The following is a 20,762-nucleotide window of genomic DNA, read 5'->3' on the forward strand; positions in this document are numbered from 1 at the left end:
TTTGTTATTTCTTTTCATTTTTAGATAAATAAGCCACCCCTCCTGTTAACAACTTTTGTGAGTAGGATCGCGTTTCTGTGCAAATATTTTCAGGCTCACGTAAAAAGTGATCTGGATTATGTTTTTAGCCAATCAGGGGAGTATCATCAGCATCAATTAAGATGTCAGGTACGATCATCTTGCTTCAACTTAGCAAAACGGACCCTTTGCTTAGACAGTTGGCTTAATCATTGATTTTATTAAAAGATTCCCAAAGGGCTATATTATGTCTCAGATGATTGATCTTGAAAAAAATAACGAAGCAGCACTGAATGTTGCAACTCGAATCGAAGAAGATCTTCTTGGTGAGCGTCACGTTCCAGCAGACGCGTATTGGGGTATTCACACTCTACGTGCAATCGAAAACTTTAATATCTCTAATACCACCATCTCAGACGTACCTGAGTTTGTTCGCGGCATGGTTTTCACCAAAAAAGCTGCAGCGATGGCGAACAAAGAACTGGGTGCGATCCCTTCAGAAGTCGGTAACTACATCGAGCAAGCTTGTGATCTTATTTTAGAAACAGGCCGTTGTATGGATCAATTCCCTTCTGATGTATACCAAGGCGGCGCTGGCACATCTGTCAACATGAACACCAATGAAGTGATTGCAAACCTTGCTCTTGAGCTTATGGGCAAAAAGAAAGGTGAATATGACATCATTAACCCGAACGATCACGTAAACAAGTCACAATCGACTAACTGTGCTTACCCTACTGGTTTCCGCGTTGCGGTATATAACAGCATCATTAACATGCTAGAAGCATTAGAGTACCTAAAGACAGCCTTCGATGTGAAAGCAACGGAATTTGCTAGCATCTTAAAAATGGGCCGTACTCAGCTACAAGACGCTGTACCAATGACGGTAGGCCAAGAATTCCATGCTTATAGTGTGTTGTTAAAAGAAGAAATCAAAAACCTGCATTACACCGCGCAGCTACTGCTTGAAGTCAACCTAGGTGCGACGGCTATCGGTACTGGTTTGAATGCAGCGACAGGTTACCAACACCTAGCGGTTCAACGTCTAGCTGAAATTACAGGCCTACCTGTTACCCCAGCAGAAGACTTGATCGAAGCAACATCTGACTGTGGCGCTTATGTTATGGTTCACGGCGCGCTAAAACGTACTGCGGTGAAACTCTCTAAGATCTGTAACGATCTACGTCTACTGTCTTCTGGTCCTCGTGCAGGTTTGAACGAAATCAACCTTCCTGAAATGCAAGCAGGCTCATCTATCATGCCTGCAAAAGTAAACCCTGTTATCCCAGAAGTGGTTAACCAAGTTTGCTTTAAAGTAATTGGTAACGATACAACCATTACTTTTGCAGCAGAAGCAGGTCAGCTTCAACTTAACGTCATGGAGCCTGTGATTGGCCAAGCGTTGTTTGAATCAATCAGCTTGCTTAAAAATGCGTGTGTTAATTTACGTGAGAAATGTATCGAAGGCATCACAGTCAATCAAGATGTCTGTGAGAGCTACGTGTTTAACTCTATCGGTATCGTGACTTACTTAAACCCATTCATTGGTCACCATGAAGGCGATATCGTAGGTAAAATCTGTGCTGAAACCGGTAAGAGCGTCCGTGAAGTGGTGCTAGAGCGCGGCTTGCTGACGGAAGAGCAATTAGATGATATCTTCTCCATCGAAAACTTAATGCACCCTCAATACAAGGCACAGCGCTATAACTAAGCGTAGCGGTACCTGAGTAATACAGCGGATTTTCACTAGAGGATCCGCTTTTTTTTGCGAAATTTTTTGTTTTTACCTCAAACTTTTTATTTTTAACTTCTATTTTTTAAACTTTTAAACAGGAAAAATTCTATGATTGGAATAGAGCTCTTTGTTGTCCTTGCCTTTATCTTTTTAGGGGCAAGGATTGGTGGGATCGGGATTGGTTTCGCCGGTGGTGCAGGCGTTATTGTTTTATCGCTAGTGTTAGGTGTGCCTACCAGCCAATCATTTATCCCTGTCGATGTTATCTTAATCATTATGTCAGTGATCACTGCCATTGCCGCCATGCAAGTCGCGGGCGGTATGGACTGGCTGGTACAACTTGCAGAAGATTTTCTGCGTAAAAATCCAAAGCGCATTACTTTCTATGCGCCAATCGTGACCTACTTAATGACGGTAATGGCAGGTACTGGACATACCGCATTTTCAACCTTACCGGTTATTGCAGAAGTGGCTAAAGGCCAAGGTATTCGCCCATCTCGCCCTCTTTCTATTGCCGTTATTGCCTCACAAATTGCAATTACTGCATCCCCAATATCTGCGGCCGTTGTTGCTTTCTCCGGTATTTTAGAACCTATCGGCGTAAGCTACGTAACACTACTGGCAATCTGTATCCCTACAACATTCATTGCTTGTATGGTTGGCGCTTTTGTTGCCAATTTTATGGGGTGTGAGCTAAAAGATGATCCTATTTATCAAGAACGCCTAGCAAAAGGTCTAGTAACGGCTGATAATACAAGCCGTCGCGAAATTAAACCTCAAGCAAAACGGGCAACTTACATCTTTTTAGTCGCGATTATCTTTGTCGTTTGCTACGCCGCTGCTATTTCGCACTCTATTGGCTTAATTGACAACCCAACTCTAGGTCGTAACGAAGCAATCATGTCAGTAATGCTAACAGCAGCTGCAGCTACCGTTTGGTTATGTAAGATTGACGCATCAAAAATTGCTTCTGCGCCGACGTTCCGTTCAGGTATGACTGCCTGTATCTGTGTATTAGGTGTGGCATGGTTAGGTTCAACATTTGTTAACGCCCACGTTGATGGTATCAAGGAAGTTGCTGGTTCTCTATTAGGTGAATACCCATGGATGCTATCACTGGTATTATTCTTTGCATCAATGCTACTTTACTCTCAGGGCGCAACAACTGTTGCACTGATGCCAGCAGCATTGGCGATTGGCGTCGCACCGCTAACTATGATTGCTTCATTTGCAGCAGTGAGTGCATTGTTCGTTCTGCCTACTTACCCAACCCTATTGGCTGCCGTTGAAATGGATGACACAGGTTCCACCCGTATTGGTAACCTTGTCTTTAACCACCCATTCTTTGTCCCTGGTGTCGTTACGATAGCGACTTCCGTAGCACTTGGTTTTGCTGTTGGCGGCTTCTTGCTGTAATACCAAATACACATTCCAATTTTAAAAAAGATTGCTCTCGAGCAATCTTTTTTTGTCTTAACTTTGACATCCATTTACACAAATTGATGAAATTCTTGCTAAGCTAATAACATCCCCAAAGATAAGAGTTATCACTATGATGTTATTAACTAATTACCCGATTATCATGGCGATAACGATTATATGTATCCTGTTATCTTGCGGAACACTCTGGTTTATCTGCCGCCACCCTATCCCATATAAAGGGTTATATAGCATTGGACTTGGGATCATTATTGGTCTGTGCTCTATTTTCCTCTTTACCACGATTAAACATTTAGAACGCCAAGCTCAGCTCATTTCGACCACTACTTTTATCTCTATTCAATCTATTGATGATTTAGATCTAGCGTTAGCAGACGCAGCAAGCCAACATAAACCGGTATTGCTGGACGTAACCGCTGATTGGTGTGCGCCTTGTATTACCTACAAAAAAGAAGTCTTCCCTTCACCATCCGTAGCGATGCAATTACAGAAATACACCTTACTCGAAGCGAATGTGACCGCTAATACCCCACAAGATCTAGCGTTGATGCAACAGCTAAATGTCATAGGTTTCCCAACATTATTGTTCTGGGATAATAACGGTAACCAAGCAACGAAAGCCCGAGTAACAGGGTTTATGGATGCCAGTAAATTTAGTGAACACCTGCACCAACAAGCACTGCATCTCCAGTAACTATTTGCAGAAAAACAGTCACATTTAACAAAATAGAAGTGTTGAGTTACAACTAAAGTGAATGATTAAGGATCAACTTCAGATCTTTATGGTATGAAAATTGCGCAGTGATCAGTGAAGTGTTAGCGTTAGTTTATTAATAATAAGAAAAGTACTGCCATGGAAGCTCAGCACACTATCGTTATTGCCGATGATCATCCTCTGTTTCGTAATGCCCTGTTTCAATCGGTCCATATGGCGATTAGCGGTGCGAACCTGCTCGAGGCAGACTCCCTTGATTCTTTATTTGCGTTGTTAGAAAAAGAGCCTGATGTCGATTTGCTGTTACTCGATCTCAAAATGCCTGGTGCAAATGGCATGTCTGGATTAATCCAACTTCGTCAACAATACCCAGAACTACCGACTGTTGTGATCTCTGCCAGTGAAGAAGAAAAAGTCATTCGTCAGGTTCATAGTCATGGTGCATTTGGCTTTATTCCAAAATCTAGTGATATGCGTGCGTTGATCTCAGCACTGAATCAAGTCCTCGATGGTGAACCTTTTTTTCCTGAAGACATCGCAGATAACAATAACGCTTATCGAGATCTAGCAGATAAAATTGCCACCCTAACGCCACAGCAATATAAAGTATTAGGCATGTTGTCAGATGGCTTACTCAACAAACAGATTGCTTACGAGCTAACCGTTTCTGAAGCAACGATAAAAGCACACATGACCGCGATATTTCGCAAGCTTGAAGTCAAAAATAGAACCCAAGCCGTTATATTGTTGCAACAGCTGGATCTATAACGCCCCTTCACTATCGGCCTGATAATATTTTGTTACGTTATCATGCCTTAAATAAAATGTGACTAACCATCACAATTGAATATTTTGATACACTCATAAGCGGCTACTCACACTATTTCATTGCATTAGCTTATGGAGGGTCGTTTGCTTACTGCCTTAGTGACTCAATTTGTTCTTATTTGGGCTGTGATTGATCCTATCGGTTCAGTCCCGGTTTACCTTTCTCAAACCCAACAATTAACTGCACAGCAACAGCGTATTGTTGCTTTAAAAGCCGTTGCTATTGCAACAGGTGTATTATTATTTTTTGTTATTGTCGGTCAGGTACTATTAGAAGCGATGCAAATTCCATTGCCCGCTTTTCAAGCCGCTGGCGGGCTCGTTCTACTACTTTTTGCCTTAACCATGATTTTTGGTGAGGGTAAAGTCGATCAAGAATGTAAAATGAGCAAAGAAGAAGTCGCTCATTCAGAGTTGGGCAGCTTAGCTGTCTACCCACTTGCTATTCCCTCCATTGCATCTCCTGGCGCCATGATGGCTATCGTGATGCTGACAGATAACAATCGCTACGCCATCAGTGAACAAATCATTACGACACTGGTGATGATATCGGTATTACTGATTACCTTATTACTCTTACTTGGCGCCAATAAAATCCAACAATACATTGGTAATGTAGGCGCGGCGATCATCAGCCGTGTCATGGGATTAATATTGGCCGCTGTTGCCGTCAATAATCTTTTAATGGGTATAAAAGATTTCTACCTATTAACTTAGACTTTTGGCTAATCATAATTGCCGTCTTCATTATAAAAAGCGATTTACCGCTCACAAAAACGCCCTCATCAGGGCGTTTTTGCTTTTTTACCCTCGACTAAAGTTGCACAGATAGAATCTACTTTCATTGCTATTGTTTCTTTCGTAACAATTTATTAACAACAAATATCGTATTTGAAATTGTGAAGGAGATAACAATGGCGTTCGCATCCAAGGAGCAAGCACAAGCCTATTGGAAAGAAAATCTCAGTATCATGGGATCGCTACTCGCAATCTGGTTTGGTGTTTCGTATGGCGCAGGGATCTTATTTGTTGATGCCCTCAATACCATTCAAATTGGTGGTTTTAAGTTAGGTTTTTGGTTCTCGCAGCAAGGGGCGATTTATACCTTTGTCATTCTGATCTTTGTTTATGTTAATCGCATGAATGCACTCGATCGTAAATTCAACGTTCAGGAAGATTAAGGAAGCGTCACATGGATATTCAAACTTGGACCTTTATTCTCGTCGGCATTACATTCGCCATTTATATCGGTATTGCGATTTGGGCTCGTGCAGGATCAACCAGTGAGTTCTATGTTGCTGGCGGTGGTGTCCACCCTGTCGCTAATGGCATGGCAACGGCAGCAGACTGGATGTCAGCGGCCTCATTTATTTCAATGGCAGGGATCATCTCATTTATTGGTTACGATGGTGGCGTCTACTTAATGGGTTGGACTGGCGGCTACGTATTATTAGCACTATGTCTGGCACCTTACTTACGTAAATTCGGTAAATTTACGGTACCTGATTTTATCGGTGATCGTTATTACTCTAAAACTGCCCGCATGGTGGCTGTGTTCTGTGCCATTTTTGTTTCATTCACTTATGTAGCAGGCCAAATGCGTGGGGTTGGAGTGGTATTCGCGCGTTTCTTAGAAGTGGATATCAACATGGGGATCATTATCGGCATGGGGATCGTCTTCTTCTACGCGGTAATGGGTGGCATGAAAGGGATCACCTACACCCAAGTCGCGCAATACTGTGTATTAATTTTTGCCTTCATGGTTCCCGCTATCTTTACTTCTTTAATGATGACTGGCTCACCTATTCCACAATTTGGTTTGGGATCAACGGTCAATGGTTCTGAAACGTATCTACTTGAAAAACTCGATGGTTTAACCACCGAGCTTGGCTTCACCGCTTACACCGATGGTTCAAAAAGCATGGTAGATGTGTTCTTCATCTGTGCCGCTCTTATGGTGGGTACTGCAGGTCTACCACACGTTATTATCCGTTTCTTCACCGTACCAAAAGTAAAAGATGCGCGCGTATCAGCAGGTTGGGCATTAGTCTTTATCGCTATACTTTACACCACAGCACCTGCGGTTGCTGCATTTGCCCGTGTAAATATGATTGATACGATTAATGGCCCAGACATGAAAGGGGTTCCTGCCGAGCAAGCACCAGGTTGGGTGAAAAACTGGGAAAAAACGGGTCTTGTCGCGTGGGAAGATAAAAATAATGACGGCAAGATGTTCTACTCTGGCGATGATCGCAACGAGATGAAAATCAACCGTGACATTATTGTATTAGCCAGCCCTGAACTTGCCAAACTACCTAACTGGGTTGTCGCACTGCTTGCCGCCGGTGGTTTAGCTGCCGCACTATCAACCGCTGCGGGGTTACTACTGGTTATCTCCACCTCGATTTCACATGATTTACTGAAAAAAGGCTTTAAACCGAACATGACCGACAAACAAGAGTTACTCGCCGCCCGTATTGGTGCCGCCGTAGCGATTGTGGGTGCAGGCTACTTAGGAATTAATCCACCAGGCTTTGTTGCTCAAGTGGTTGCTTTCTCATTCGGCTTAGCCGCCGCGTCTTTCTTCCCTGCCATTATTCTTGGGATCTTCTATAAGAAGATGAATAAATCAGGGGCGATAGCAGGCATGATTTCGGGTATTACTTTCACTGCAGCTTACATTATTTACTTCAAATTTATTAACCCTGCAGCAAGTACACCTGACAACTGGTTCTTTGGTATTAGCCCAGAAGGGATCGGTACGCTTGGTATGTGTCTAAACTTTGTTGTCGCGATTGTGGTGAATAAGTTTACTGCCGAAGTACCTGATGATGTCCAAGAGATGGTGGAATCTATCCGCTTCCCTCAAGGCTCTGGCGCTGCCCAAGATCACTAAGCAATACCTCACTTCTCCTTAGCTATACTTCCCTAGCTTTTGCGGAGTCCATTGGACTCCGCCTTTTTCTTTGTACTAATTCACATTATGCTTCTACAGGCAAACATTGATTCAGTACCGCGCGAAGCTTTAATGGCTTAACTGGTTTACTGATAAATCCAAAACCATGGCCTCGGATCGCGGCCTGATTTTCGGTCATTCTATCTGCGCTAATCACCACCCCTTTAAAACTATCACCTAACCTTGAACGGCATTGCAGCAATACTTCTAATCCTGTTTGTTGATGGGATAAATGGTAATCACTAAAGATAACATCGGGTTGCCACTGTTGTTCGAGAGCACACATAGCTTCATCAAGATTTTCAGCTAATTTAACCTCACAACCCCAGCGAGTGAGTAAGGTTTCCATTCCTAATAAAATGTCATTTTCATTATCGACACACAGCACTTTCAGCCCAGCTAATGGCGCTTTGATCTCAGTTGTGGATACCTGCGTACAAGCAGCTAGCATAGACGCATTACCTAATGGTACTGATAACGAAAAGACTGTGCCTTTTCCCTGCCATGAGCGTAAATCTAATGGGTGATCCAATACCCGTGAGATCCCACGCGCAATCGCCAGCCCTAATCCCAAGCCATGCTCGCTCCCTGTTTGTTCTATACGGGTAAATTCATCAAAGATATTGGTCTGCTTTTCTATCGGGATCCCCGGTCCATTGTCCCAAACCTCAATCTGTAAACGCAGGCCTCGACGCCTCACACCTAACAACACTTTACCGCTAGGGTTATAACGAAAAGCATTAGTTAAGAAATTTTGCAAAGCACGGCGTAAGAGCTTGGCATCTGAGATGATCACTGCATCACTGCATACCACATCAAAGGTGATCTGTTGTTGTTGCGCTAAAGCACCAAATTCAGCCGATAATGTATTAAGCACATCACTGACTTTAAACGGCACAATATGTGTTTGTAATTTACCTGCTTCTAAACGAGAAACATCCAACAGATCTCCAATCAGATCTTCTGCTGCGCCTAATGCACTTTCGATATGAGTGGCTAAACGCGCACTTTCTTTGCCCTCTGCAACTTCAGTTAACGAAGATGAAAAAAGGCGCGCAGCATTGAGCGGTTGCATCAAATCATGACTCACCGCCGCTAAAAAGCGACTTTTGGATTGCGCTTGTTGCTCCGCTTGCTGAGTGGCTATCATTAATTGATGATTCAATTGTTCAAGCTGTTGGGTCCGCTCTTTAACTCGCGCTTCAAGGTTTTCATTGGCTTCTTTTAATGCCATTTCAACCTGACGAAACGCGGTAATATCACTAAAACTCATCACAAAACCACCACCAGGCATTGGATTACCTTGCACTTCTATCACTTGTCCATCAGGCCGAATTCGCGATGACGTATGTGCCGTTCCCCGCTGTAAATGCTCAACTCGTTTAGCTACATGTGCTTCAGGATCGCCGGGGCCACATAATCCTTGCTCAGCATTATACCGAATCACATCAGTAATAGGGCGACCAACTTGGATCAAACCCGGAGGAAAAGAAAACAGCTCTAAATACCGTTGGTTCCACGCCACCAGCCGAAGCTGTTTATCAACCACAGCGATACCTTGGCTAATATGCTCAATCGCTCCTTGTAATAACCCTCGGCTAAAGTCAAACAACTCAGAAGCTTCATCAACAATCGTTGCGACTTCTTCTAATTGCATGTTTCTTCCTTGCAAGGCAGAAGTAAGCACTAACCTTGCTGAAGAGGCACCAAAAACGCCAGCCAATACTCTTTCGGTATGGCGGATCATACTGGCAGAAGCTTGTTGCTGAGGCTCTAAGCGATTACCTTGCTGCTCGGCAAACTGAGCAAATGCATGGCGAACGCGTTTACGGCCAACAAAACGAGAAGCCAACATTTCTAATTCAGCGACCGTCACACGGGTTTGATATAAGCTTCCATCTTCCGTTTCTGCAGGAGAAGCACCAACAAAAGAAGCCGCTTGTAAACGCTCAGTGAGTGACGACCGTGTTATTAATGAAACCCCGACAAACAAACTAACATTGACACATAAGCTCAACAACATGCCCCAATCAACAGAAGTCAAGCTTCGTAAAATAGGCAGTTGTGGTGGACTTAATAACCACAGTAAAACATTACTGCCCGCATCCCCTGCCAACATACTGGTTTGGCTCATCATGGTAATAAGCCAAATCGTCATCCCACCAACTAAACCGGTATACACCCCTTTTTTATTACCAAAGCGCCAGTAAATACCGCCAAGCAACGCTGGAGCAAATTGTGCAATCGCAGCAAATGACAATAAACCTATCGCCGACAGTGAATGAACGTTATCTAGCACATGATAAAAGCCCCATGCTGCAAGTAATAACACCGCAATTAACACCCGACGGACATTTAATAATAAGCCAGAAAAAGCTGAAAAATTACGCGGCCCAATGCGTACTCGACGTAACATTAAGGGCATCACTAAATCATTCGATACCATAATTGCCAAAGCGATGGTTGAAACAATCACCATTCCTGTCGCCGCAGAGGCCCCCCCAATAAAAGCGAGCAGCGCAATACCGTTCGCACCTTGCTGTAACGGTAAATTAATTACGTAAGTATCTGCTGAAACATTCGGTAGTAATTGCTGGCCAATCAAAGCAAGGGGAATAACAAAGATCCCCATTAAGAACAGGTAACAAGGAAAGATCCAACGCGCTTTATGTAAATCAGCTTGGCTATGGTTTTCCACCACAATGGTATGAAATTGACGTGGCAAACAAATAATTGCCGCCATGGTAAGTAGCATATGAATAAATAAACTACCAATATTAGGTGACGTGTAAGTAAGTGATTGCCAACTTAGCGCATTAAGCTGAGGAGCGGTTTGAAATAAACTCAGCGCGAAAATGCCAACCGCGAGAAACGCTGCAAGCTTGATCAATGACTCAAACGCTATCGCCATCATCATACCGCGGTGGTGCTCGGTGGAATCAATATGCCGAGTACCAAACAAAATAGAAAATAATGCTAATACACCGGACACTATCCACGCAGTATCTAACCCTTCTTGATTAAACATCTCGCCTAAATTCGGCGTGATCTGTTCAAGCCCCAGCGTAATGCCACGCAACTGCAACGCGATATAAGGCAAAATACCTATCACCGCGATCACGGTGACGAGCATGGCTAAACCTTGCGATTTTCCGTAACGGGCTGCGATGAAATCCGCTATTGAAGTAATGTGTTCTCGCTTAGCAATAAAGATCAGCCGAGCTAAGACTTTCCAGCCTAAAGTAAATACGATAATTGGCGCGAGATAAATGGGAAGGAAAGACCACAGCTCACGGCTAGCTTGTCCCACCGTGCCAAAAAAACTCCACGAGGTACAATACACCGCAATGGATAAACTATATATCCACGGTCGCCACCCTGCTAACCATTGGCTTTTTTTATCGCCATACCATGCAATCGCGAACAGTACGCCGAGATATACCAGTGATACGGTTATAACAATCCATCCCTGTACCATCACACATCATCCTTTTAAAACTGATTCACCACTGTAACTAAGTTGTCACAGCTTACTCAATCCTGTCTGATCACAGTTCTCTCAGTAAGATAGTGAGCCTTCTCTTTTCTTTATCGCAATAAAAAAGCGCAGCCATCAAGACTACGCTTTAGAATAGAAGTTAGTAATCACTATGCTTTACTGGTTTGATAGTCGGTCACCGCGATCTGTTGAGAAGGCGTTAAACGAATAAAGAACACCGGAAAAGCCATCGCGGCCATGATCCAAAACACATTAGCCCCCCAATTGCCATACATCCAACCACTCATCGATGTTAATACTGCCATTACGGCTCCCAACGGAATCGCGTTGTATAACGATTGCAGCGCAACAGAATGGTTACTCGGCTGTTGTTGAATATAGCGAATCGCCGCTAAGTGAGCTGCAGCAAAAGTTACGCCATGTAAAGCTTGAACGGGGAACATCAGCCACTGATCTGTCAAAGTGGCGGTTAATCCCCAACGCACCAAGACACCGAATGCTGCTAAGCGAAACATATTATTTACCGACCAACCAGAAAATAAGCGCTTACTAACCAGAAATACCATCACTTCTGCAGCAACACTGAAGCTCCATAGGTAACCAATCATTGATTCACTAAAACCAATTTTCTGCCAATAGATAGAGCTAAAACCATAATAAGCAGCATGGCTACCTTGCAGTAATGCCGCAATCACAATCAACTTAATCACCGCACCATTACGTAGAATCCCCCACAATGCAGGGCGAACTTGCTCAGAGCTCCCTTCATCGAATGGCATAATCGCAGGGTTTCTTGCCGCCATTAATTGTGAGAAAGCTAAACCTGATAATGCCACCCACGGAATGATATCGGCACCATAGTGATTTGCCAGTAGACCAACAATGGTAGAGCCAGCAATAAACGCAATTGACCCCCAAAGCCGAGTACGACCGTAATCCACTAGCCCTCCTTTAGCATAATGATTCACGATCGCATCAGAGATGGGCACGATAGGCCCTGCGGATAAATTAAATAAGATAGTGACAGCAGCTAGTACCCATAATCCCCCGCCACCGACAATATAAAGAATACAGGCAACGAGACCTAGCAGAGTAAAGCCTCTAAGTGCCGGAATAAGATGCTCTACCTTGTGAATACGTGGTGTTATCACTAAGTTCGCAATACAACGAACTGTAAAACCTAAGCCCAACAGCAACCCAATATCAGAATCATCCACTCCAATATGCTTAAACCAAATAGCCCAAAATGGCAGGTAAACACCGTAAGAGAAGAAGAAGCCCCACAAGTATTGTGAGCTCCAGCTGTAGGGCGAACGTGTAAACATAGTGATCTCGCATAATGTGGTGAATAAAAAAGCAACATATTATGACGTAGTTTCCTTCTCAAACTAATGTCAGTCCGCAATTTAACCCCACTAACAACACATAATTACTCTAATAGTGCGACGGAGGTCTCCTTTTGATTTTTATTCGCCTCACGCTATCACTCAAGTTCCTATATTCATCTACAAATTGTCATGAAAAATCCATGTAACTTGCATTTACGCCCTTTGATCCAGCTCTCTCATCCTAAAGTCTAATTGTAGACACACAAAAAATGGCACAACGTATACGCAGCACAAAACAACTATAAAAAGTCAGTTTGCTCACCCTTATTACATCGGCTAAGGATGCAGGGCGCAGAAAGTATAAGAACTCAAGGAGAATAGGATGAGTGAGGTTCACGTTTATCCGGTCAATGAGACCATCGCAAAAACAGCTCATATCAATGAAGAGCAATACCGTGAGATGTATCAGCAATCAGTGATTAACCCTGAAGGTTTTTGGCGTGAACATGGCCAAATCGTTGATTGGATGACACCATTTACTAAAGTTAAAAACACCTCATTTGATACCGGCCACGTCAGCATTAAATGGTTTGAAGACGGTGAGCTTAATGTCTCTGCTAACTGTATTGACCGCCACCTCGCGACCAAAGGCGATCAAGCAGCAATTATTTGGGAAGGTGATGATCCTAATGATGACGCCACCCTAACCTACAATGAATTACATCAAGAAGTCTGTCAGTTTGCTAACGCCCTGAAGAGCCAAGGTGTACGTAAAGGTGACGTAGTGTGTCTTTACATGCCAATGGTTGCCGAAGCGGCAATTGCAATGCTCGCTTGTACCCGTATTGGTGCGGTGCACACTATCGTCTTTGGCGGTTTCTCTCCGGAAGCCTTGGCTGGACGTATTATCGATTCAAATGCAAAAGTAGTTGTGACTGCTGATGAAGGCGTGCGTGGTGGGCGTGCCGTTCCCCTTAAGAAAAATGTAGACGACGCGCTAGCAAACCCTGAAGTAACGACGGTTGAAAAAGTGGTTGTCTTTAAACGCACAGGCGGTGAAGTCGCTTGGAATGATGCTCGCGATGTATGGTGGCATGAAGCAACAGCCGTGGCTTCGGCTCACTGTGCTCCTGAACCAATGAACGCTGAAGATCCTCTATTTATTCTTTACACGTCAGGCTCAACAGGTAAGCCTAAAGGTGTACTTCACACCACAGGTGGCTACCTCGTTTACGCCACGATGACGTTTAAATACGTCTTTGATTACCAAGAAGGTGATGTGTACTGGTGTACCGCAGATGTGGGTTGGATCACAGGTCACAGCTACTTGGTATACGGACCTCTAGCTAATGGTGCAACCACGGTATTATTTGAAGGCGTGCCAACCTACCCATCAACCAGTCGCATGAGTGAAGTGGTTGATAAGCACCAAGTCAGCATTTTATACACAGCACCTACTGCGATTCGTGCACTAATGGCGAAAGGTGATGAAGCAATTCAAGGTACTAACCGTTCATCACTGCGTATCATGGGCTCTGTTGGCGAACCCATTAACCCTGAAGCATGGGAATGGTATCACCGTACAATTGGTGACAAACGTTGCCCAATCGTAGATACATGGTGGCAAACAGAAACAGGCGGCATTTTAATTACCCCACTACCGGGTGCAACCGCACTAAAACCAGGCTCTGCTACGCGTCCATTCTTTGGTGTACAACCAGCACTGGTTGATAACGTCGGTAATATCCTTGAAGGCGCGACTGACGGTAACTTAGTCATGACCGATTCATGGCCAGGTCAAATGCGTACGCTTTGGGGCGATCACGAACGTTTTGAACAAACCTATTTCTCTACCTTTAAAGGTATGTACTTCACCGGTGACGGTGCTCGTCGCGATGAAGACGGTTATTACTGGATCACAGGTCGTGTTGATGATGTATTAAATATTTCAGGTCACCGTATGGGTACGGCTGAAATTGAATCTGCACTCGTTGCTTTCGATAAGATTGCAGAAGCGGCGATTGTGGGTGTACCACATGAGATAAAGGGCCAAGCAATTTACGCCTATATCACCCTAAACGATGGTGAAATCCCAAGTGCAGAACTGCATAAAGAAGTGAAAAACTGGGTACGTAAGGAAATCGGTCCTATCGCTACACCAGACTTCTTACACTGGACAGATGCATTACCGAAGACCCGTTCAGGTAAGATCATGCGCCGAATTCTTCGTAAGATAGCAACTGGAGATACCTCAACCTTAGGTGATACTTCAACCCTTGCTGATCCAACCGTCGTTGATCGACTCATTGAAGAAAAACAAAAAGTGATGTAATTCAACTTTTTTATCAATATACAAAGGCCGCTCAATTGCGGTCTTTTTTATTTTCTCGCCATCCTTATCTTCATTCAATTCAGCTAACTACCAGCATTCTCAGCCTAAAATACGCCACTTTGATCGCAATGCTGAATAAATCAACAGCTTGATTGTTGATTTATTCGTCAAATATTATCGACTAAACTTTACCGTTTTTCATCTTGTGGGTATGGTTCGAATTTAGTCATAATTATTACTAAATTCTTACACTTAGTAGAGTGAACTTGTCGTAAGATAAAACCTCTAATAGTAACGACACTCCTCACTAAGGCTTACACGTGTTCGCACAAAAAAGTGGTGATTAGACCAGTATTTTGCTGCGATTTGCGGTGAATTCACTATAATTGCTCAACAATGAACGTTTAGCAGTAAAAAAACGGACACACGGAAACAAAATTGCATAAGTCTGCAAGTTGTTAGAGTTTAACCTCATAAACAAGTGAAAATACGTCAAGATGTCGACCGTTAAACGAATTTTATTAATAAATGGACCTAATCTTAACTTACTAGGTCTACGAGAGCCGGGCCATTATGGCCATCAAACATTAACTCAAGTGGTTGATGGGCTCACTGCTAAAGCTACCCAATTAGGTGTGGCATTAGAACATATTCAATCCAACGCGGAACATGTGTTAATTGATGCAATCCATCAAGCTTATGGCAAGGTCGATTTCATCATTATCAATCCTGCAGCTTTTACTCATACGAGTGTAGCCCTTCGTGATGCCTTACTCGGCGTCGCCATTCCGTTTATTGAAGTGCATTTATCTAATGTCCACGCTCGTGAACCTTTCCGTCATCATTCTTACTTATCCGATAAAGCAGTAGGCGTGATTTGTGGTTTAGGCCCTGACGGCTATGAATTCGCCCTGAATGCAGCGGTACGTCGTCTGCATGCAGATAGCTAACTGAACAATATAAAAAGAGAAATATAAATGGATATTCGTAAAATCAAGAAGCTAATTGAGCTTGTAGAAGAATCAGGCATCGCTGAGCTAGAAATCTCTGAAGGTGAAGAATCAGTACGCATCAGCCGTAGCGTTCCAGCAACAGCAATGCCACAACAATACATGGCAGCGCCAATGGCACAACAGCCTATGCCAACTGCATCGGTAGAAGCGCCAGCAGCAGCACCTGTAGCTGCAACTGAAGCACCAGCACCTGTTGCATCAGGTCACTCTGTGCTTTCACCTATGGTTGGTACTTTCTACCGCTCTCCAAGCCCTGAAGCAAAATCATTTGTTGAAGTTGGTCAATCGGTGAATATCGGCGACACACTATGTATCGTTGAAGCGATGAAAATGATGAACCAAATCCAAGCTGACAAAGCCGGTAAAGTTGTCGCTATTCTTGCAGAAGACGGCGATGCGATTGAATTCGATCAGCCTCTTATCATCATCGAGTAATCGAGGCTCTGGCTATGTTAGATAAATTAGTAATTGCAAACCGAGGTGAAATTGCACTTCGTATCTTGCGCGCTTGTAAAGAGCTAGGGATTAAAACGGTTGCGGTTCACTCAACCGCTGACCGCGATCTTAAGCACGTTCTACTTGCTGACGAGTCAGTATGTATTGGTCCTGCACGCGGTATCGATAGTTACTTAAATATTCCTCGTATTATCAGTGCCGCTGAAATTACAGGGGCAGTCGCTATCCACCCAGGCTACGGTTTCCTTTCTGAAAATGCTGACTTCGCAGAACAAGTTGAGCGTTCAGGCTTTATTTTCGTAGGTCCAAAAGCTGACACTATTCGTCTAATGGGCGATAAAGTTTCTGCTATTACGGCAATGAAAAAAGCTGGCGTACCTTGTGTACCTGGCTCTGACGGCCCACTTGATGACGATGAAGCAAAGAACAAATCTTTTGCTAAACGTATCGGTTATCCTGTGATCATCAAAGCCTCTGGTGGCGGCGGTGGTCGTGGTATGCGTGTGGTTCGTTCAGAAAATGAATTGACTGAAGCGATCGCAATGACCCGTGCTGAAGCAAAATCTTGTTTCAATAACGACATGGTTTACATGGAGAAATACCTTGAAAACCCACGTCACATTGAAGTTCAAGTCTTAGCTGATGGTCAAGGTGGCGCGATTCACTTAGGTGAACGTGACTGTTCGATGCAGCGTCGTCACCAGAAAGTGGTTGAAGAAGCACCAGCACCGGGCATTACCGAAGAAATGCGTAAGTACATCGGTGAGCGTTGTACTCGTGCATGTTTAGAAATCAATTACCGTGGCGCAGGTACATTCGAATTCCTTTACGAAAACGGTGAGTTCTACTTCATTGAAATGAACACCCGTATTCAGGTTGAGCACCCAGTAACCGAAATGGTAACAGGCGTTGACTTGATCAAAGAGCAGCTACGTATTGCCGCAGGTCAACCGCTGTCATTTAGCCAAAGCGATATTCAAATTCGTGGCCATGCTATCGAGTGTCGTATTAATGCTGAAGATCCAGAGCGTTTCCTACCTTGCCCAGGTACTATCGAGCGTTTCCATGCGCCAGGTGGTATGGGTATCCGTTGGGAATCACACATCTATTCAGGTTACACAGTACCGCCTTACTACGATTCAATGATCGGTAAGTTAATTGCGTACGGTGAAAATCGTGATGTCGCTATTTCTCGTATGCGTAATGCATTGAGCGAAATGATCATCGACGGCATTAAAACCAACGTTCCGCTTCAGCAAGATATTATGGCTGACGAGAACTTCCAAAAAGGTGGCGCAAACATCCACTACCTTGAGAAGAAACTCGGTCTGCAATAAGCGAACTTGCTTGACGATAAAAGGCTACCTTCGGGTAGTCTTTTTTGTTTATACCCAATCTCAATTCACCTCGATTGATCGGTTCACATGGCATAACACAGCATCTTTTGCCACAATAGCCCACCTTTTTGACCAACCCTACTAGTTACTACACTGTATTGAGTAGGAAAACACTTGATAACAACTGGAGATACAGCATGAAAACGCTCTCAGCACGCTATCGCCAAGCCCATAAAGAGGCACTCTGGGCGATAGGACTAGCGTTAGCTTATTTTCTTTGGTGGTACCTATCCGCCTACGGCTTAGCGCCCGCCATCGGTGATCTAAGCATGCCAACCCTATATTTTGGCTTTCCACTCTGGTTCTTGATGTCATGCATTGTCGGCCCGATCATTTTTACCGTCATGTGCGGTGTCATGGTCAAAGTCGTCTACCGAGATCTTCCTTTAGATATTAACCACGAAGACCCCCATGAATAGCCAACTCATTATTCCTATCGTACTGTACCTTGCCGCAGTCTTTGCGATGGCACTTTACACCCGACGCTTTCAAAGCAAAGGAAACTTTCTTACCGAGTACCTAGTCGGTGGGCGTAGCATGGGCGGCTTTGTCCTTGCGATGACCCTTGCAGCCACTTACGCCAGCGCCAGCACCTTTATTGGTGGTCCAGGGGCTGCCTATAAAATGGGCTTAGGCTGGGTATTACTTGCGATGATCCAGTTACCCGCAGCATGGTTGACCCTTGGTGTACTCGGTAAGAAATTTGCCATCGAAGCGAGACGTCATAATGCATTAACCCTTAATGACATCCTTTATGCTCGCTATAAAAACCGTGGGGTCGTCATTTTTGCTTCACTGTCATTACTGATCGCCTTCTTTGGCACCATGGTCGTACAGTTTGTCGGTGGTGCACGTCTGCTCCAAACCGTAACAGGCCTATCGTATATGCATGGCTTAATGATCTTTGCGATCACCGTAGGCCTATACACGACAATTGGTGGCTTTCGTGCTGTTGTGATGACTGATACTTTACAGGGCTTGATGATGATCATCGGTACCATTGCGTTACTGGTTGGGATCGTGCATGCGGGCGGAAGTATCGGCGCATTAGTCACCAAGCTTCACGATATTGATCCGGCGTTAATTACCCCTTACGGTCCAAATCATTTCCTGAGTCAGCCCTTTATGTTGAGTTTTTGGATTTTGGTCTGTTTTGGTGTCATCGGTTTGCCGCATGCTGCGGTACGTTGTATGTCTTATAAAGACAGTAATTCACTGCATAAAGGCATGGTACTCAGTACCATCATGGTAGCGCTACTGATGTTTGGGATGCACTTAGCAGGCGCATTAGGCCGTGCTATCGTGCCTGATATCGCTAGCCCCGATCAGATCATGCCAACCCTTATGGTAACCGTATTACCACCTGTTGTAGCCGGTGTGTTCTTGGCAGGCCCAATGGCGGCGATTATGTCGACTATCGACTCACAACTCATTCAAGCTTCAGCAACACTGCTCAAAGATTTATATATCAACTATATCAATCCAAACATTGCCAATAATGAACACGCTGAAAAGCGCCTACCTAAATTATCACTATGGGTAACAGGGATTTTCTCAGGTTTAGTGTTTATCGCTGCGATGAATCCGCCCGACATGATCATTTGGCTTAACTTATTAGCCTTTGGTAGCTTACAAGCCGTATTTTTATGGCCTCTTGTACTCGGCTTATATTGGAAAAAAGCTTCTGCAACTGGTGCTTTTGCTTCCATGATTGTTGGTTTGAGTAGCTACATTATTTTGTCATTTAGTAAGCCCGATATGAATGGCGTTCATGCGATTGTGCCAACACTTTTATTAGGTTTGATCGCCTTTGTCATTGGTAGCTATGCAAAACCAACAAAAGTAGAAACACCGCAATTAAGCGACTAAAATCGGCTATATCACGCTAAATAATCAACTACATTAAAGATAGTACCAGTCGGTACTATCTTTTTTTTATCTCTAGAATGGCATCTGATAATGGGGATTGGTGAAATTTCATGCTAGACTTCGCCCCCTATGTTCAAGTAGTCACAAAATAAGCGAATAAACCATGCCTTGGATTCAAATTAAACTGAACGCAACTGCAGAGAGCGCAGAAGCAATTGGCGACATGCTAATGGAAGAGACTGGTGCTCTGTCTGTCACCTTCCTAGACGCACAAGACACGCCAGTTTTCGAGCCTATGCCAGGTGAAACCCGCCTTTGGGGTGATACCGATGTAATTGGTTTGTATGATGCTGAAGCCGACATGGATTTCGTGCTGAACATGCTTAAAAACAGCCCATTAATTGCTGATGATTTTGCTTATAAAATCGAGCAGTTAGAGGATAAAGACTGGGAACGTGAGTGGATGGATAACTTCCACCCTATGCGTTTCGGTCGTCGTCTATGGATCTGCCCAAGCTGGCGTGAAGCGCCAGAGCCAGATGCGGTGAACGTACTATTAGACCCAGGTCTAGCATTTGGTACAGGCACTCACCCAACAACATCACTTTGTCTTGAGTGGTTAGACAGCCAAGACCTAACCGGTAAAACGGTTATCGATTTTGGTTGTGGTTCAGGCATTCTAGCGATTGCTGCACTAAAACTTGGCGCAGCAAAAGTTATTGGTATTGATATCGACCCACAAGCTATCTTAGCGTCACGTGATAACGCAGAACGTAACGGTGTGTCTGACAATCTAGAACTATACCTACCACAAGATCAGCCTCAAGGTATTCAAGCTGACGTTGTAGTTGCTAACATCCTTGCAGGCCCACTGCGTGAACTATCACCAGTGATCAAGAGCCTTGTTAAAGACGGTGGCGACTTAGCGATCTCAGGTGTGCTAGAAAGCCAAGCGGCTGATGTGTCAACCTACTACAGCGATGAACTGGCTTTAGACCCAGTAATTGCACGTGAAGAGTGGTGTCGCATCTCAGGCCGTAAGGCATAATCACACGCAGTTTTGGGTACTACTGCTGATTTTTATTTATAAATTTAATCGGTCAATTGATTGAAAATCATACGATTTTGGCAAACAAAATCATCATGCTCAATTATTGGCCTTTTCAGCAGAGCAAA

16 protein-coding genes are annotated in these 20,762 nt (G+C 44.1%); 14 read left to right on the forward strand and 2 right to left on the reverse strand.

Annotation, left to right across the window (positions count from 1 at the left end; translation table 11 throughout):
- Positions 1 to 265: 265 nt before the first annotated feature.
- From aspA to C9J46_RS17135, 7 genes are all read left to right on the forward strand, one after another.
- The gene (aspA, locus tag C9J46_RS17105; protein WP_107207976.1) at positions 266 to 1,729 is read left to right on the forward strand and encodes an aspartate ammonia-lyase; all 1,464 of its coding nucleotides are present in this window, start codon (positions 266 to 268) and stop codon (positions 1,727 to 1,729) included.
- Positions 1,730 to 1,861: 132 nt separating this feature from the next.
- Positions 1,862 to 3,169, forward strand: coding sequence for an anaerobic C4-dicarboxylate transporter (locus tag C9J46_RS17110; RefSeq protein WP_107260832.1), 1,308 nt, complete (start codon positions 1,862 to 1,864; stop codon positions 3,167 to 3,169).
- 136 nt (positions 3,170 to 3,305) lie between these two features.
- Complete coding sequence (locus tag C9J46_RS17115) at positions 3,306 to 3,887, forward strand: thioredoxin fold domain-containing protein (protein WP_107207974.1); 582 nt, start codon at positions 3,306 to 3,308, stop codon at positions 3,885 to 3,887.
- A gap of 159 nt (positions 3,888 to 4,046) precedes the next feature.
- Entirely contained in the window at positions 4,047 to 4,676 is a 630-nt protein-coding gene (locus C9J46_RS17120; RefSeq protein WP_005372631.1) for a response regulator transcription factor, read from the forward strand.
- 144 nt (positions 4,677 to 4,820) lie between these two features.
- On the forward strand, positions 4,821 to 5,453 hold the full coding sequence (locus C9J46_RS17125) for a MarC family protein (protein ID WP_107207973.1): 633 nt from the start codon (positions 4,821 to 4,823) through the stop codon (positions 5,451 to 5,453).
- A gap of 197 nt (positions 5,454 to 5,650) precedes the next feature.
- Entirely contained in the window at positions 5,651 to 5,917 is a 267-nt protein-coding gene (locus C9J46_RS17130; RefSeq protein WP_005372635.1) for a DUF4212 domain-containing protein, read from the forward strand.
- Between the two features lie 11 nt (positions 5,918 to 5,928).
- Positions 5,929 to 7,632, forward strand: coding sequence for a sodium:solute symporter family protein (locus C9J46_RS17135; protein WP_005372636.1), 1,704 nt, complete (start codon positions 5,929 to 5,931; stop codon positions 7,630 to 7,632).
- Between the two features lie 85 nt (positions 7,633 to 7,717).
- Here the strand turns inward: C9J46_RS17135 and C9J46_RS17140 are convergent, their stop codons facing one another.
- Together C9J46_RS17140 and C9J46_RS17145 are read right to left on the reverse strand one after the other, a co-directional pair.
- On the reverse strand, positions 7,718 to 11,170 hold the full coding sequence (locus C9J46_RS17140; RefSeq protein ID WP_107260836.1) for a PAS domain-containing hybrid sensor histidine kinase/response regulator: 3,453 nt from the start codon (positions 11,168 to 11,170) through the stop codon (positions 7,718 to 7,720).
- Between the two features lie 170 nt (positions 11,171 to 11,340).
- Positions 11,341 to 12,516 (reverse strand): 3-phenylpropionate MFS transporter, encoded by a 1,176-nt coding sequence (locus tag C9J46_RS17145; protein ID WP_107291270.1) that lies wholly within the window; start codon positions 12,514 to 12,516, stop codon positions 11,341 to 11,343.
- Positions 12,517 to 12,901: 385 nt separating this feature from the next.
- On the opposite strand from C9J46_RS17145, the gene acs reads away from it, so the two are divergent.
- The 7 genes from acs (at position 12,902) to prmA (ending at position 20,634) form a co-directional block, all read left to right on the forward strand.
- Positions 12,902 to 14,851: an acetate--CoA ligase gene (acs, locus tag C9J46_RS17150; RefSeq protein ID WP_107291271.1), complete on the forward strand. Its 1,950-nt coding sequence runs from the start codon at positions 12,902 to 12,904 to the stop codon at positions 14,849 to 14,851.
- Positions 14,852 to 15,348: 497 nt separating this feature from the next.
- A complete protein-coding gene (gene aroQ, locus C9J46_RS17155; protein WP_105061395.1) occupies positions 15,349 to 15,801 on the forward strand; it encodes a type II 3-dehydroquinate dehydratase in 453 nt (150 codons plus the stop codon).
- A 27-nt stretch (positions 15,802 to 15,828) separates the two neighbouring features.
- On the forward strand, positions 15,829 to 16,299 hold the full coding sequence (accB, locus tag C9J46_RS17160; protein WP_107247313.1) for an acetyl-CoA carboxylase biotin carboxyl carrier protein: 471 nt from the start codon (positions 15,829 to 15,831) through the stop codon (positions 16,297 to 16,299).
- Positions 16,300 to 16,313: 14 nt separating this feature from the next.
- Positions 16,314 to 17,657, forward strand: coding sequence for an acetyl-CoA carboxylase biotin carboxylase subunit (accC, locus tag C9J46_RS17165; RefSeq protein WP_105061397.1), 1,344 nt, complete (start codon positions 16,314 to 16,316; stop codon positions 17,655 to 17,657).
- A 197-nt stretch (positions 17,658 to 17,854) separates the two neighbouring features.
- Complete coding sequence (locus C9J46_RS17170; RefSeq protein ID WP_045084725.1) at positions 17,855 to 18,136, forward strand: YhdT family protein; 282 nt, start codon at positions 17,855 to 17,857, stop codon at positions 18,134 to 18,136.
- On the forward strand, positions 18,129 to 19,586 hold the full coding sequence (panF, locus tag C9J46_RS17175) for a sodium/pantothenate symporter (RefSeq protein ID WP_107291272.1): 1,458 nt from the start codon (positions 18,129 to 18,131) through the stop codon (positions 19,584 to 19,586). The genes C9J46_RS17170 and panF overlap by 8 nt, the downstream gene beginning before the upstream one ends.
- A gap of 163 nt (positions 19,587 to 19,749) precedes the next feature.
- On the forward strand, positions 19,750 to 20,634 hold the full coding sequence (gene prmA, locus C9J46_RS17180) for a 50S ribosomal protein L11 methyltransferase (protein ID WP_107207966.1): 885 nt from the start codon (positions 19,750 to 19,752) through the stop codon (positions 20,632 to 20,634).
- Positions 20,635 to 20,762: the final 128 nt, after the last annotated feature.

It is taken from the genome of Photobacterium sp. GB-36, from assembly GCF_003026135.1.
Lineage (GTDB): Bacteria > Pseudomonadota > Gammaproteobacteria > Enterobacterales > Vibrionaceae > Photobacterium.